At 49.0% G+C, this 15,353-nt stretch carries 15 protein-coding genes; 8 read left to right on the forward strand and 7 right to left on the reverse strand.

Annotated features, from left to right (window positions below):
- Nucleotides 1-43: 43 nt before the first annotated feature.
- Nucleotides 44-775, reverse strand: a complete 732-nt coding sequence (gene pflA / locus HNR50_RS20935; RefSeq protein WP_184748763.1) for a pyruvate formate-lyase-activating protein — start codon at nt 773-775, stop codon at nt 44-46.
- Between the two features lie 146 nt (nt 776-921).
- A complete protein-coding gene (locus HNR50_RS20940; RefSeq protein ID WP_184748764.1) occupies nt 922-2,088 on the reverse strand; it encodes an adenylate kinase in 1,167 nt (388 codons plus the stop codon).
- Nucleotides 2,089-2,296: 208 nt separating this feature from the next.
- Here HNR50_RS20940 and HNR50_RS20945 point away from each other — a divergent pair, with 208 nt between their 5' ends.
- From HNR50_RS20945 to HNR50_RS20980, 8 genes are all read left to right on the forward strand, one after another.
- Entirely contained in the window at nt 2,297-3,514 is a 1,218-nt protein-coding gene (locus HNR50_RS20945) for an acetate/propionate family kinase (protein ID WP_184748765.1), read from the forward strand.
- 63 nt (nt 3,515-3,577) lie between these two features.
- Nucleotides 3,578-4,798 carry an ABC transporter substrate-binding protein gene (locus HNR50_RS20950; protein WP_221439951.1) on the forward strand — a complete coding sequence of 407 codons (1,221 nt, stop codon included), beginning with the start codon at nt 3,578-3,580 and terminating at the stop codon, nt 4,796-4,798.
- A 96-nt stretch (nt 4,799-4,894) separates the two neighbouring features.
- Complete coding sequence (locus HNR50_RS20955; RefSeq protein ID WP_184748766.1) at nt 4,895-5,818, forward strand: branched-chain amino acid ABC transporter permease; 924 nt, start codon at nt 4,895-4,897, stop codon at nt 5,816-5,818.
- Nucleotides 5,815-6,762: a branched-chain amino acid ABC transporter permease gene (locus HNR50_RS20960; RefSeq protein ID WP_184748767.1), complete on the forward strand. Its 948-nt coding sequence runs from the start codon at nt 5,815-5,817 to the stop codon at nt 6,760-6,762. The genes HNR50_RS20955 and HNR50_RS20960 overlap by 4 nt, the downstream gene beginning before the upstream one ends.
- Nucleotides 6,755-7,474 carry an ABC transporter ATP-binding protein gene (locus HNR50_RS20965; protein ID WP_184748768.1) on the forward strand — a complete coding sequence of 240 codons (720 nt, stop codon included), beginning with the start codon at nt 6,755-6,757 and terminating at the stop codon, nt 7,472-7,474. The genes HNR50_RS20960 and HNR50_RS20965 overlap by 8 nt, the downstream gene beginning before the upstream one ends.
- A complete protein-coding gene (locus tag HNR50_RS20970; RefSeq protein WP_184748769.1) occupies nt 7,474-8,175 on the forward strand; it encodes an ABC transporter ATP-binding protein in 702 nt (233 codons plus the stop codon). The genes HNR50_RS20965 and HNR50_RS20970 overlap by 1 nt, the downstream gene beginning before the upstream one ends.
- Nucleotides 8,176-8,184: 9 nt before the next feature.
- A complete protein-coding gene (locus HNR50_RS20975; protein ID WP_184748770.1) occupies nt 8,185-9,201 on the forward strand; it encodes a 3-oxoacyl-ACP synthase in 1,017 nt (338 codons plus the stop codon).
- 69 nt (nt 9,202-9,270) lie between these two features.
- Nucleotides 9,271-10,386: a TetR/AcrR family transcriptional regulator gene (locus tag HNR50_RS20980; protein WP_184748771.1), complete on the forward strand. Its 1,116-nt coding sequence runs from the start codon at nt 9,271-9,273 to the stop codon at nt 10,384-10,386.
- Here the strand turns inward: HNR50_RS20980 and HNR50_RS20985 are convergent.
- Genes HNR50_RS20985 through HNR50_RS21005 form a run of 5 tightly spaced genes read right to left on the reverse strand, consistent with a single transcriptional unit; the run spans nt 10,376 to nt 15,351 of the window.
- Entirely contained in the window at nt 10,376-11,179 is an 804-nt protein-coding gene (locus tag HNR50_RS20985; RefSeq protein WP_184748772.1) for an alpha/beta fold hydrolase, read from the reverse strand. The two genes, HNR50_RS20980 and HNR50_RS20985, sit on opposite strands and share 11 nt — an antisense overlap.
- A complete protein-coding gene (locus HNR50_RS20990) occupies nt 11,163-12,158 on the reverse strand; it encodes a ketoacyl-ACP synthase III (RefSeq protein WP_184748773.1) in 996 nt (331 codons plus the stop codon). Before HNR50_RS20990 ends, HNR50_RS20985 begins: the two co-directional genes overlap by 17 nt.
- A 21-nt stretch (nt 12,159-12,179) precedes the next feature.
- Nucleotides 12,180-13,307, reverse strand: a complete 1,128-nt coding sequence (locus HNR50_RS20995; protein WP_184748774.1) for a TetR/AcrR family transcriptional regulator — start codon at nt 13,305-13,307, stop codon at nt 12,180-12,182.
- On the reverse strand, nt 13,307-14,116 hold the full coding sequence (locus HNR50_RS21000; protein WP_246434157.1) for an alpha/beta fold hydrolase: 810 nt from the start codon (nt 14,114-14,116) through the stop codon (nt 13,307-13,309). Before HNR50_RS21000 ends, HNR50_RS20995 begins: the two co-directional genes overlap by 1 nt.
- 26 nt (nt 14,117-14,142) lie before the next feature.
- Nucleotides 14,143-15,351 (reverse strand): acetyl-CoA C-acetyltransferase, encoded by a 1,209-nt coding sequence (locus HNR50_RS21005; RefSeq protein ID WP_184748776.1) that lies wholly within the window; start codon nt 15,349-15,351, stop codon nt 14,143-14,145.
- Nucleotides 15,352-15,353: the final 2 nt, after the last annotated feature.

Raw genomic sequence — 15,353 nt, forward strand, 5'->3', positions numbered from 1 at the left:
ATACTGGAGTTTAAGTCAATAATTATCGATTCGATTGCATAAGTCACATGGGAATTCCGGCGCGGCGGAAATCTTCAGAGATCCGATCCATAAATCCCTGATCGGGGGCTAATGTTCCACCTAATTTATACAACAAGCCTTCCTGCTCCCATTTCTCCTCACCCATTTTGTGAAAAGGGAGAAACTCAAATTTCTCCAGAGAGGGAATGTCTGTCAGAATTTCTTTCAGAGCCTCCAGGTTTTCACGGCTGTCTGTTAAACCGGGAACGACGACATGCCTGACCCACAAAGGTTTACGGGACTGCTTCAGGTATTCGAGAATCGCTCTCGGCCGCTCTGCCGTAATCCCTGTTAAATCTCTGTGCTTCTCAGCCAGAGCAGTTTTTATATCCAGAATAATCAAATCCGCTTCGTCGAGACAGTTCCTGACCCGCTCCGGATTTCCGTATCCCGATGTATCGATAGCCACTGTCATACCTTTTTCATGAGCGATGCGTATAACATCAAGCACAAATTCCGGTTGAAACAGAGGTTCGCCTCCGCTGAGAGTGATGCCTCCCCCGGAAGCTTTCATATATGTCCGGTATTTCCAGGCTTCATCAACAAGCTCCTGCGCAGTCATCTCACGCCCTTTCCCGACAGCCCAGCTGTCGGGGTTGTGGCAATAGAGGCAGCGGAGGGGACAGCCCTGCAGAAAGGCGACAAACCGGATGCCCGGCCCATCGACCATGCCGCCCGTTTCCAATGCGTGAATTCTTCCCTTAACTGTTCCCATGATGCCTCCCTTTTTCAGATGACCTGATGGAATGTCCGGTTGATGACATCCAGCACATTAATCTTGACATGATATCCACCGTCGAGATTTGAATGGTGTTCAGAGGAGAAATATAATTGCATTAACCCTATCTGCGGGCCTGATTATTACAGATTCATGCCGGCTTTAAACTCATCGGCGATTCTCTCAAATACTTCCTCGAATGTCCCCGCTCCGTCGATCGTGACCGAACCGTAAAGAGATTTGTACTTCTCCAGAACGGGAAGCGTCGTCTCTTCATAATCGCGCAGACGCATCAGTATCTTCTGCGTATTGCTGTCATAAGGTTTCTTTTTATCCGTATCACGTCTTTTGTCCAGCCGATTGATGAGCTCCAGGGTCGGAACCTCGATTTCCATGATCTGGGAAATTTTGGAGTCTCTTTTCTTGAGCATCCCGTCGAGCATATAGGACTGCACCAGAGTTCTGGGAAATCCCTTGAAAATATACCCCTTTACATTACCGCGGGATTTTTCGATCTTTTCCTCGATCAGCTGAACAACCACATCATCGGGAACCAGCTCTCCGCTGTTGTAGAAAGATTCAATACTTTTCCCTATTTCCGAGCCTTTTTCAATTTCTTCAGCCAGCATAGGTCCTGTCGCGATATATTCCAGCCCGTATTTTTCGGCCAGGGCTTCTCCGTGGGAACCTCTTCCCGAACCGGGATATCCGAATAACACGACATTATAGAGACTGTGCTTCATCTCTTCCTTGAGAATATCTTTTATCTGGCCGGTAACGTCATCAATGGATTTATTGCCGTCCACATTCCTCAAGATTCCTTTCTCCCGGTAAAATTCCAGTACGGGATGGGTTTTTTCATTGTATTCCTGTAACCGCTTTTTTATGACTGTTTCATTATCATCGGAGCGGCCCGATGATTTGCCGCGCTCGAGAAGCCTCCGGACTGTAAGATCCTGATCCACATCGAGATTGATCAGACAGTTGAGCGACGAGTTGTGCTGAATCATCAATCCTTCGAGAATATAAGCCTGCATGTATGTTCTGGGAAATCCATCAAAAAGAAAACCGTGGGAATAGGGATTCGTCACTATGGTCTTCTCGATAAGCTGTACGATAATTTCATCGGAAACCAGCTGTCCAGCGGCGATAATGCTTTCGGCTTCCTGCCCCAGTCTGGTTCCCTCGGCAATTTCCTTACGGAGAAGATCTCCTGTAGAAATATAACAGAGGTTGTACTCTTTAATAATAAACTCCGACTGGGTTCCCTTTCCCGCACCGGGAGGGCCGAACAAAGCAATATTCAACATATTGTATATACTCTCCTGAGAATTAAATCGACTTTAAAACTAAATCAGCTGAAAGATTCTTACAAGCATTGCTCTTGTAATTCATGCCAAAAAGTAGATTCAAAAGGTATTTTATCTTTCTTTTGACAGAATAACATTACCGTTTTAATATGACAATATATTTTTCTGACATATGATTCACATGAATATTCAATGCAAAGGAGAGATTATGCAGATACTGGTTATTAATTCCGGCAGTTCTTCCATCAAATTCCAGTGGCTTGAGAGCCTAACGGGAGAGGTATTTTATTCCGGTCTAGTTGAGAGGATCGGTATGGCATCGGGTCGTTTATCTCTGAGGAAAGGCGGCGGAAAAAGCAAAAAAACCGAAAAACCGATAGCGAACCATAAAGAAGGGCTTACCATGATTTTCAGCCAGCTGCAGAACATGAATAAAATAGAGGCTGTCGGACACAGGGTCGTTAACGGCGGTGAATATTTTTCAGCTCCCTGTCTGATCGATGAACAGGCTCTTAAAAAAATCAGAAAGTGCATACCCTTAGCTCCTCTCCACAATCCGGCAAACTGCCAGGGAATTGAAGCCGCTCTGTCCCTGCTTCCCCATGTTCCTCATATTGCTGTTTTTGATACGTCTTTTCACAGAACAATTAAAGAAAAAAACTATCTTTACGCCATTCCTTACGATTATTACAGCCGTGATGGTATCAGAAAATACGGGTTTCACGGGTCCTCTCATAAATATGTGACGATACGGGCTGCTGAAATGCTGAACAAAGATGTAAAAGACATAAGCGGAATCAGCTGCCATCTGGGGAACGGCGTTTCGCTAACAGCGATCAGACATGGCTGCTCCATTGATACGTCGATGGGATACGGAACGATCAGCGGCGTCCCCATGGGTACCCGTTCGGGAGACCTGGATCCGGCGGTGATCCTCAATCTTCTACAGGAAAAAGAGGTCAGCCCTGATCAACTGAGCGATCTGCTTTATCGCGAATCGGGACTGAAAGGTTTAAGCGGTCTCTCTCCCGATATGAGAGACCTCCTGAAAGCGGAATCAGAGGGTCATGAACGGGCTGCCGCAGCTGTTGAAATCTTTGTAAATTCCATCCGGAAGTATATTGGAGCTTATCTGACGCAGCTTGGAGGGAAACCGGATTTTCTGATTTTTACGGCGGGAATCGGAGAAAACTCCGCAGAAATAAGAAGCAGGGTTCTGAAAGGTATGGGATATCTGGGTTTCAGACTCGACGAAGAAAAGAATGCCGAGGCTACAGGAGAATCACTTATCTCCCGGAAGGATTCGCCTGTTCCCGTTCTTTTGATCCCCACCAATGAGGAATGGATGATAGCCAGTGAAGCCGAGGAGCTTCTCACATCTGAATATATATCCGAATCATCTCTCACTTTTTTAGTTGACAGCTGATAATACCGGTGTACAATGAAACAAAAGTGAGAACCGATTCGGTTATCAAATATGGAGGAAAAAGTGAGTAAAAAACTATCCGCACTTCTTTTCGCCCTCATGCTGATTGTCAGCATGGGAACTCTGTACGCTACAGGGCAGCAGGGTGAAGGTGAAGCAAAACCCATCAAATTCGGTGGTGTCTGGCCTCTCGGTGATATTACCGGGGATCAGGCGGCCAAAGCAGCTCAGCTCGTAGTAGACGAACTGAACGCGAACGGCGGTCTTCTCGGAAGACCTGTCGAACTGATCGTTATCGACAGCGAGCTGAACCCGGAAAAGGGAGCAGCGGCTATCGAAAGACTGGCAACAGTTGAAAAAGTCGACTTTTTTGTCGGAGGAATGTCCAGCGGTGTTCATCTGGGACAAATCCCCTCTCTCAAGAAGTACAAAAAAGTTACCATGTGGACCGGAGCTGCCAGCTCTACAGCTGAAGCGGCTGTAGGCGAAGGTCAGGATTGGTACTTCCACCTGCATCCCTGGGACTACAACCAGGGCAACTCTTACGTGGAAGGCTGGGACGATATCGCAGAGAAATACTCCAACATTTCCATTGACAGATGGTTCCTCGCCTATGAAGAGGGCCCCTTCGGAAGTGCTTCATTCGCAGCGACTCAGACTCTTTTCGCCGATATGGAGATCGACGGAGAAGCTTTCCAGTCTGCAGCCATGGGCGGCGGTGATTACACTGCGGTTCTTCAGCGCGCTAAAGACTACAACCCCGATGTTTTCATCTGGGCCGGATATGGCGCCGATGCCCTTCCCATAATGGAACAGGCAAAAGCTGTTAACTTCACTCCTCCCCTGTTCATCGGAGCGCCTCCGGGATGGCCTTCAGACTTCGGCGATTCCTCTCTGGCTGAGAATGTGACGCTTTACGGAATGTGGGCGCCTTCCATCAGCAAGGTAAGCGCAGTCAGCAAGAAGTTCCAGGATGCCTACGAAGCGAAATACGGCGAGACGCCGGCAACTTACTTCGCGCCTCTGGGTTACACTTCAATCGAGATTATCGCGAAAGCTGTCGAACAGGCCGGATCTGTTGAAACAGAAGCTGTTATCAAAGCTCTCAAGGCGATTCAGTATGAATCTCCCCTCGGAGAAACAATCAGCTTCAGCCCTTCCAACGTAATCAGCAACCAGGGATTCAGAAACCAGAAAATTCTTCAGTGGCAGAACGGAAGCCAGGAAGTTATCTGGCCCTTCGCATTCGCAACAGCTGAACCGGCTTATCCTTTCACCAGATAATCCTCTTTCTATCTGACATTTCGATTTCCGCAGAGACAAAACTCTGCGGAAATCAATTCTAATTCAAGCAAATAAGAACTTTTTGGAGAATCCAGAATGAATAAGAAAAAAATATATACGATTGCCGGGATAAGTGCCGCTCTGGTACTCTCCGTGATCCTGCTGATCATTAAACCGACAATACTGGTATATGGTATACAAAGGGCAGGGATTTATGCTGCCATAGCACTGCCCATGGCCCTTGTTCTGGGTATTGTGCATATTGTAAACCTCGCCCACGGGGAAATGATGATGGTAGCCGCCTACCTGAGTTATTTTATCTGTACGACTTTCGGGCTTGATCCGCTCGTCGCGGCGATCCCCACGGGAATCATCATGTTTTTCCTGGGCCTGATCGTATTCAAGACATCCATAGCCCATACACTTGAAGCCCCCGAACTGAATCAGCTGATTCTGACTTTCGGAGTGGCCATGGTACTCAGTCAGACTGTAAACCTGATTGCCACCAGTCAACCGAGAAAAATATCACTCGACTATGTTTCCGCTTCGGCAACGATCGGAGAAGTCAGTTTCGGTATATATGATTTTATTTTCCCCGCACTGGCAGCGGTTTTCCTTGCGGTGCTGATCTATTTTCTGAAAAAGACGCGCATCGGAAAAGCCGCATCGGCAGTCGGACAGAATCCCAGGGGAGCCAGGATTGTCGGGATCAATGTCGATCTGACCTATACGATTATCTTCTCTCTCGCCTCGATGATCATCGGTGTATTCGGCTCCTTCTTCATAACCAAATTTTCCATCTTCCCCGCCGTGGGAGGAACATTCACCATGAAATCCTTCGCTCTGGTAGCCATGGCCGGTATCGGAAATCTGCCGATGGTCATCGGGGCGAGCCTCGTTCTCGGCCTCGCCGAAAGCCTGGTCATGTCGGTTCCTCACGGAGCCGGATGGACCCCCATGATCTTCTTCGGACTGATCATCATCGTCATTCTCAGCAGATCTTTCAGGAGTAAACAATGAGCTCAACTGTTCAGAAAAATAAGACATGGCCTGTGATCTTCGGGATCGTCGGTGTCATTGTCATAATACTGCCCTTTTTCACAGGGCCCTATGTCCAGTCGATCGGACGGACAGTCATAACCTATATGATTCTGGCTATCAGCTGGGATATGCTGATCCGCTCGGGACAGCTCTCCTTCGGTCTGGCCGGTTTCTTCGGATTGGGAAGCTATGCGGCTGTCCTCTCAGCGGTAAATCTTCACTTCAATCCCTTTGTCAGCATCCTCTTCGCCGCTGTCGTGGCGGGACTGATGGCTTTTCTCGTAGGAGCTGTGGTTCTCAGGCTGAGAGGCATGTATTTCGCTATTACGACACTGGCTCTGGGAGAAATATTCAGGATTATAATCCACAACTGGACAAGCGTGACCGGCGGTCCCAACGGGAAACTGCTCCCGAAACTGGCCTTCGACGGCGCGTCCATCCCCACATACGCCATGATGGTCGTTTTCGCCCTGGTTATCATCGCTTTATCGGAATACTTTAAAAGAAGCAAAATCCATTATGCCCTGACAGCAATACGCGATAATGAAATCGTAGCCAAATCGAGCGGTATCAACATCTACAAATACCTTCTCATCGCTTTTACGGTTACGGCAGCCATTCAGGGTGCCGCCGGCGCCGGTTTTGCCCAGCTATACGGCTTCGTAACCCCCGAAAGCAGCTTCAACGCCAACTATACGCTGATTCCCCTGGCCATGGCCCTACTCGGCGGAATGTACAGCACATGGGGCCCCGTCATCGGAGCGGTTCTGCTGGGAGTTCTGGGAGAATTCCTGAAACTATACATCCCCTACGGTCACCTGGTCGTTTACGGAATCATCATAATTCTGGTTCTTCTCTTTATGCCTCAGGGAATCGTGGGAATGGCCGGAAAGCTATTAAAAAAAGGAGAGAGCCATGAGTGAGCTGAGAACAGAAAACCTGACCATCTCCTTCGGCGGTCTTACAGCAACCAATGATGTGAATTTCAATATTAAATCGGGAGAGATCGTCGGAATAATCGGGCCCAACGGCGCGGGAAAAACCACGCTGATCAATCTGATCGCCGGTATCTACTACCCCACTTCAGGAAAGATCTGGCTCGATGACAGAGATATTTCCCAGATCCCGGCCCACGAGCGCTCAGCGCTGGGTATAGGACGGACTTTCCAGCTGATTCATCCTCTGGAAGGGCTGACGGTTCTGCAGAACGTCATGACCGGCTTTCTCTTCGCCCAGAAAATGGGCCTGAAACAGGCCAGAGAGGAAGCCCGGAAACTTTGCAAAACTCTGGAACTGACCGGACTGGACAGAGCGACCGGAGAGATAAACATTCTGGAAACCAAAAAAATGGAAATTGCCAAAGCCCTGGCGACTAATCCCAAAGTCATGTTCCTCGATGAGGTTATGGCGGGATTGAACAGCACGGAAACACTGGAGGCGATCGACATTGTTAAACAGATCGCCACAGAGAGAAATCTCGCCGTTGGAGTCGTGGAACACGTTATGGGGGTCATAACAAAACTGACCCACAGCGTAATCGTCCTCGACACAGGCAGGATCATTGCTTCAGGGCCTTATAAGGAAGTGGCGCAGAACGAACGTGTGAAGAGCGCCTATCTTGGAGGTGGTGCATAATGCTTGAACTGAAAAACATAAGCTGCTCCTACGGCAGAATGCCTGTCGTCAGAGACCTGACCCTGAAAATAGAAGAAGGTTCCACCGGGCTTTTCGGACCCAACGGAGCGGGAAAAACCACAATAATCAATGCGATTCTGGGTTTAGTCTCCTTAAAAACCGGCTCAATCAGTTTCAGAGGTATCGAGCTTAATAAACTGAAAACTCATGAAAGAGTCCATCTCGGAATCTCTGTTGTCCCCCAGGAGAGAGAGCTTTTCCCCTTAATGACTGTTTATGAGAACCTGATCGTCGGAGGACAGAATGTCCCCTCGGCCCGGGAGCACGTAGAGAAAACATTGGAAGAAGTTTGTGAAATATTTCCCATTCTGAAAGAGCGCTTCGAGCAGAAAGCGGGAACCATGAGCGGCGGTCAGCAGAGGCAGCTTGCCGTAGGACGGGCCTTGATGGCCAAACCGAAACTGCTGATTCTCGATGAGCCGTCACTGGGGCTTCAGCCCTCTATCGTACATGACCTTTTCACCATTCTGAAAGATATGAAGAAAGATGTTTCCATAATGGTTACCGAGCAGAATGTCCGGGAGAGCCTGAGAGCTGTGGACACGGGCCATATCATGGAGAACGGCGAAATCATCATTACCGGTACGGCCGACGAACTTTCCAACAATCCCGAAGTTGAAAAAGCCTATATGGGGCTTTAGGAGTTAACAATGAGTCATGTAGGAGTCATGGGCATAGGAACCTATACCCCTGAATCAAAAATGGATGCCTCGGAAATAGCCTCTCTTTCGGGCATTCCGGAAAATGTAATCAGAGAGAAATTCGGAGTCGATTCAAAACCGGTCCCCGGACCGCAGGACAGCACGAGCCATATGGGAATCGAGGCTGCAAAGAACGCTATAGAAATGGCCGGAATCGATCCTGCGGAAATCGACATACTGATCTGGAATGGAGCTCAGCACAAAGACTACCTGAACTGGCTGGCCGGGTTGTATGTAGCCGATCAGATCGGTGCCGTCAACGCCTGGTCTTTCGATATGGAGGCCATGTGCGGTTCCATGATGGCGGGCATCGAAGTGGCAAGGTCTCTTCTGCTGTCCAACAGCGACTATAAGACAGCTTTGCTTGTCAGCGGATACCGCAACGGCGATATGATAGACTATTCGGTACCCGAAACCTCTTTCATGTTCGATATCGGTGCTGGCGGTTCGGCTATGGTATTGAGAAAAGATCTGGGCAGAAATGAGATTCTCGGTTCGGCGTTCAAAGGCGACGGATCCTTTTCCCAAGGATGTATCGTCAAAGCGGGAGGTTCCCGGAACTGGCCGGTCAAACCGGAAGACGCGGGGAAATTCCGCTTTGAAATCGACGATGTTGAGGACTTCAAAAAGAAACTGGGAGAGAGAACCCTTCCCAACTTCTATAAAGTGATCAGGGAAAGCCTTGCCAAGGGAGGTCTGACCGATGAAGATCTGGATTATCTGGCCATTCTTCACTTCAAAAGATCAACCCACAATCTGATTCTGGAGGAATTGAAACTGACCGATAAGCAGACGACTTACCTCAACGAGTTCGGCCATATCGGGCAGAATGATCAGGTTATCTCCATAGAAGAAGGTCTTGCCGACGGGAAGATTAAAGATGGGGATAATATAGTTATGGTCGGAGCCGGAATCGGTTTCGTCTGGGCTGCTGCGGCTTTGCGCTGGGGACCTGTTCTCACCTAATAAATTAAACATCCCCCTTCTAAAACCGGACAATTGCCTGTATAAATGAAGGGGGTTTATAGAGGGTATATGGCAAAAGACACGAAAGAACGGATAATGAGATCAGCTGAACATCTTTTTTCTCTCAGACAGTTTGATGATGTTTCCATAGCTGAGATCTGCCGGGAAGCCAATGTATCCAATGGGGTTTATTACCGCTATTTCCGCAACAAGGAGATTCTTCTCCGCTCTCTCAATGATAGTTTTCTCGAATATTTCGAAGAGATGCTCTCCCGCCTCGACGGCGAATCCGTCGAGGAACGGCTCCATGATTTTATCAGCATCGTGCTCAGGGTCGGACGGGAGAGAAAAAGCGAAATAACGATTTTCAGAGAGGGTCAGTACCGTTTTTACGGTTATGAAGACAAATTGAGAGAAATCTATATCAAATCTGCCGAGAAAGTCTTCGGGAGAGAAATCAGCGAAGCCGAATATCTCTATACCCTTTCCGGATTGCGTTTCTGCTCCACCAGAGCGCTCTACAACGGTATGAAAGTCAAACCGGAATATCTTGTCGATTTCATTCTCAAAGGGATACTTCATTCGGGAAAAAAGACGATTCCCCGGTTGCCCGATACTTTTAAATCTCCCTTCCAGCCCTCAGCAGAAACAGGCCAGGCGAAACTGATTCAGAGCGGTTTGTCACTTTTCGGAGAAAAAGGATTTTATCATACAGCCGTAGCGGACATCGTCAGAGATTCGGGTCTGGCCGTGGGAACTTTCTACACCCATTTCGAGAGCAAGGAAATGTTCCTCAATCATCTGGTTCTGAAGCTGGGAGAAAATACAAGACACTACCTGTCCGAACAGGTTGCCGCTGTTGAAGATCGTCTGGAACAGGAGATTTCCGGACTCTGGTACTTTCTCAACTACTTCCACGACCACCTGGAATACTATTCCATCGTACGGGAGGCGGAGTTTGTCGCCAACGAAGTGGTAAACCAGTACTACAATGCCTTCGAACAGGGGTATATGAAAAATCTGACATCTGTACCTGAGGGAGAAAAAAGACTTCACGGCGCCAATTTTCTTATGGGCCTGGCACACTATACGGGCATAGAAGTCCTGCATCGGAAACGGATTCAGGATATTAAGCCTTTCCTCCAGCGGATTATGACCCTCCTCGACGAAGGCATCAGCTGCTGATCACTTCCATAAACCGATTAATTCTTTTCGCGACAACTTCCGGCTGCTCAATTACCACGGCATGCCCTGCATCGGGAATGATTTCCATCCAGGACTGGGGTATGGCGCTATTGATGATTTCCGAGAAACCTCTATGTTTGAGAATATCTTTTTCACCGACCAGAACGAGAGCGGGAGCCATTATCTCCTTCAGCCTTTCGGTCAGATCAATTTTAAGAAATGAATCACAGAGCCGGCAGAATCCGTCAAAATATTCCTGCGGCAGTTTGCTGATTGACTCTTCCCGTTCCCTGAGTTTGCCCAGATTCTCTTCCAGATAGCCAGGAGAGTAATTCCAGGGGATGATCGTTCTGTAGAATAGCCGGGGATCAGCTTCGGCGGTCAGCTGCCAGGACTCGACAGCGCTTTTCAGCACGGGATCCAGTTCGCTGACTCCATCGATCAACACGAGGGAATCTACCTTATGGGGATAAAGGATAGCAAATTCCATAGCGACTTCCGATCCGTAGGAAGTCCCGACCAGATGAGCATGGCTTATCCCCAGCTCATCCATCAGCGCACAGAGATCTTCCGCATGGCCGGCCAGCGAATACTCCTCCCTGGGTTTTTCGCTCATCAACTGTCCCCGGAAATCGTGCAGAACAAAACGGGAGTTTGAAGTCAGACCGGGAAGAAGGGGTTTCCAGTGAGCCATGGTCATGGCCACACCGTTGAGAAAGAAGATGGCTTCTTTCCCTTCCCCGATCACTTCATAGGCCAGTCCGGTACCGTTTATATCAATAAATGAAGACATTGCATCCCACCGCCAGACCGGCTCCGCTCGCTATGGTTACAATCCGGTCGCCTCTTTTTATCCTGCCTTCTTTTACGGCATGAAAAAACGCCATGGGGATACAGGCTGATCCCGTATAACCGTATTTGTCCATTACCGTTGTGGTTTTCTCATAGGGCTCTACGAGAATATCCATCACTTCATGGATGACCGCCCTGTTTATCTGGGTGAAAAAGTAATGGTCCGCTTTTTCAAGACCGGCTTTCTCAAGAGCCTTGCGCACGACCTTGGGCCAGAGGTTGACATTCCGGTCTCCGGGAAGGCGCTGCCACATTTCCAGACCGTACTGACCCGCCTCGAGTTTTTCTTTCGTAAAGGGGATTCGCGTACCGCCTGTATAGACGCCGATAAAATCCCATTGGGTTCCGTCGGCAAGCTGGAATCCGGCCAGATACTTCTGTTCTTCCGTCCGTTCCAGAATGAAAGCGCCAGCGCCATCGGCAAAAATCGAATAGCCGAAGGCGTCGCCGGGGCGAACGAAAGCCGGCATATTGTAGATTCCCGTAACCAGAGCGTATTTGATATCGGGGCGTCCCGAAAGCATATTGGCGGCCACATCAAGGGCCGTGGTAAAACTTGCACAGGAAGAGGCAATATCAAAAGCGCAGGAATAGCGCTCCCCTTTCTGGATCCGCCCCTGAAGCAGGACTCCCGTTGCGGGGCTGATATACTCGGGCGTATCGGTCGCTGCGATAAAAAGTCCGATATCTTCCGGATCGATCTGCGCATCGGCAATGGCTGCCAGCGCGGCTTTTTCTGCGAAATCAGCCGTCGTCTCATCCATTCCCCGGAGATGAGCTATATGGCGATTGACAATGCCCAGTTTGTTCTCCATTTTTTCGGGATCAATCTCAATCCCCGTCAATTCCATTAACTCATGATTGTCTATCGGTTCCCCGGGAGCATAAATGCCGACCCCTTTTATATTGATTGATGCCATAATCTTTCCTTAAAAACTGAATTATTCTCTGATGCCGGACTGGAGGAACGAACCGACCCTTAACAAACCGGATTCTATATTATCGATATTGTGACTGAAAATATCCTCGATCCCGAAATAATGGCCGATACCTGATAAAGCGTTCGCCATGGTAACGGGATCCATTTTTTCGGGGTACTGCTGTTTCAGATACCCCTTTTCGAAGCGGTTGTAATAATCTTCAACGGTTTTATCTATGACAAACTCCGCTTCACGGACAATTTTATAGTAAGCGGGATGCTTCTCGAACATCCTGATAAAGGCGTAGAACCCCCGGATCGTCTGTTCCAGAGGATTCAGATCATTTTCCATGGAACCGGCGATAACAGAACGGGTCTTTTTCCCGATCATTTCAACCAGCTCTTCCAGAATCTGCTCCTTTGACTCGAAATGCCGGTAGAAAGTCCCCACGGCAAAGCGGGACTGTCTGGTAATATCGTAGACATTGACCTGATGAAACCCTTCTTCTCCGAAAAGCTCCACAGCTTTGGCCAGAAGAATATCCCGTGTGTTTTCCGGCGCCGTCTCATCGTCGAAGCTGACAGGACCGAAAACCTTGTCCCGGTCAATAGACATACCGCCGTACATCCCCCGCAGGAGAAGTTCCATAAGAGAATTCCGGTCATAAGGCCTTTTGTGATACAGACTTCTGATGGAAATAAAACGGACGGGACCTGTTATATAGAGATATTCATTTTCCGTCAGTTCCCTTCCGTAAACTTTTGTCAAAGCGTCGACATAAATTGCCTTCAGCCTCTGTTCCATCTCATTGTAGCGGTACTGACCTTCTCTGAAGATGGTAACCAGATCCCGGTATGTTTCGGCTGTGCCTATGGTTATGTCGATGAAGGATTCCATCCTCTCCTCCAGGGTTCCGCCGCTGATTTTTTCAAGCTCGCCCTGGAAAATCTCAAGGAACCGATTGAGCAGGCTCAGAAAGATTTCCTCTTTATTTTTGAAGTAATTGTAGAAAGCCCCGCTCGATTTCCCCGCGTGACGGCTGATCTCGGGAACAGAAACGGTCTCGTACCACTTGGCGGAAAAAAGCTGCTCCGCCGATCGGAGCAGAGTCTGTTTCGTTTCAAGCGATTTCTTCGTCAATTTTGCCATCAGTCCAGAAACTCCATCATAAGCGTTTTAAACGTTTCAGGGACTTCGACCAGCGGGGAATGTCCCGATGACGGGAGGATATGAAGAGCGCCTTTCCAGGCCTCGGCTGTTTCTTCGGCCATTTCGGAGGTTATAAGAATATCATCCTCCCCGCGAATGACGAGAACGGGAATCCCCTGAAGCCCGGTTTTGCCTGTCAAGTCGAACCGGCTGAGAGAGCGGGCGTGCCCGACATAACAGTGATGACTCATCAGCAACGCGCCGTCCACCAGCTCCTCTTTTCTTTTTCCCTCTTCCAACTGCGGCATAATGGCGCTTAAAGCGGCTTTCAGAAACTGGTAGTTGACTTTATACTGTTCGAAAATCGGATAGGATTCTTCAGGAGTGTGCAGCCCCTTGTAGGACCCGGAATCTATAAGAATCATTTTCTTTACTGAATCCGGTTTTTTAACCGCCATGCTCTGGGCGACACATCCCCCGAGAGAATGACCTGTCACAACAGCGGAACCAACGCCGAGAACTTCGAGAAAATCGAGAAGATAGGCGGCATAGTCTTCAACTTCGGAACTCTCAATCCTTCCGGAAAAACCGAAATTAGGCATATCGGGAGCAATCGTCCTGTATCCGGGGATATCCATAAGATCATTAAACCATCCGTGATACCCCAGGTTGCCGTGGATATAGAGAAGAACCGGTCCGGTCCCTTTTTCCCTGTAAAAAACCTCACATCCCCTAACCATGGCGGTTTTGCCATCGGCAGGCGGCTGAAAAGCCATCTTACGCTTTACAATTTCTTCGGGCAGATTCATCTCATCCACAGCAGACTCCTGTTGTACTATTTCACGTTTTTTATCAGCATGGCCACGCCCATCCCTCCGCCGATGCAGAGAGAAGCGATTCCGTACTCCACATTCCTCTTCTTCATTTCATAGAGAAGAGTCACAAGAATCCGGTTGCCGCTGGCACCGAGAGGGTGTCCGATGGCAATGGCTCCGCCGTTAACATTGATCTTATCATAGAGAGACTGTTCGGGCACGGAAAAATCTTCCGCCAGAGCTTTCACACAACCGATGGACTGGCTGGCAAAGGCTTCGTTCAGTTCGATAAGACCCACATCATCTAAAGACAGGTAGGCTTTTTCCATCAGTCCCTTAATCGCGTAATATGGTCCCATCCCCATATAAGCCGGATCGAGTCCGACCTGATGGAAGGCTACGATTTCGGCCATGGGAGTCAGCCCGTTAGCCTCTGCTGCTTCATCGGAAGCGACGAGAACCGCTGAAGCCCCGTCATTGATCCCGCTGGAATTTCCGGCTGTAACGGTTCCATCCTTTTTGAAAGCCGGTCTCAGCTTACCGAGGCCTTCAAGAGTCGTATCGTCCTTAATGTACTCATCATCAGCAAAAAGAACATCTTTCCGCCTGACCTTAAGGGTTATCGGGGCAATTTCATCTTTGAAACGTCCCTCTTTTCTGGCCGCTGCCGCTTTCTTCTGGCTGTCAACGGCGAATTTGTCCTGATCCTCTCTGGTAATGGCGTATTTCTCAGCGATATTTTCCGCTGTGACGCCCATATGATAATTGTTGAAATAATCAGTGAGACCGTCGGAAATCAGAGAATCTTTCATAGTCAGATCACCCATCTTCGTTCCGAAGCGCACCTGTCCCGGAACCAGCATGGGAAGAGAACTCATATTCTCCATCCCGCCGGCCATGACCACTCGGCTCTGCCCTGTCTGAATGGCCTGCGCGGCCAGCATGATTGATTTCATTCCGCTGCCGCAGATCATATTAGCCGCCCAGGCCGGCCTTTCCACAGGAATCCCCGCTTTAACCGAGGCCTGACGGGCCGGGCCCATTCCCTGATCGGCGGACATGACATTACCTATGATCACTTCATCGACCGCTTCGGGAGCGAGCCCTGTCTGATCGAGAACAGCTTTGATACAATGCGCTCCCAGATCGCCGAGAGAGACATCTTTGAGAGTTCCCCCGTAGGAACCGACCGGCGTTCTTTTGGCGCCGCATATATATACTTTACTCATAT

Source organism: Spirochaeta isovalerica (genome assembly GCF_014207565.1).
Classification (GTDB): Bacteria; Spirochaetota; Spirochaetia; order DSM-2461; family DSM-2461; genus Spirochaeta_F; species Spirochaeta_F isovalerica.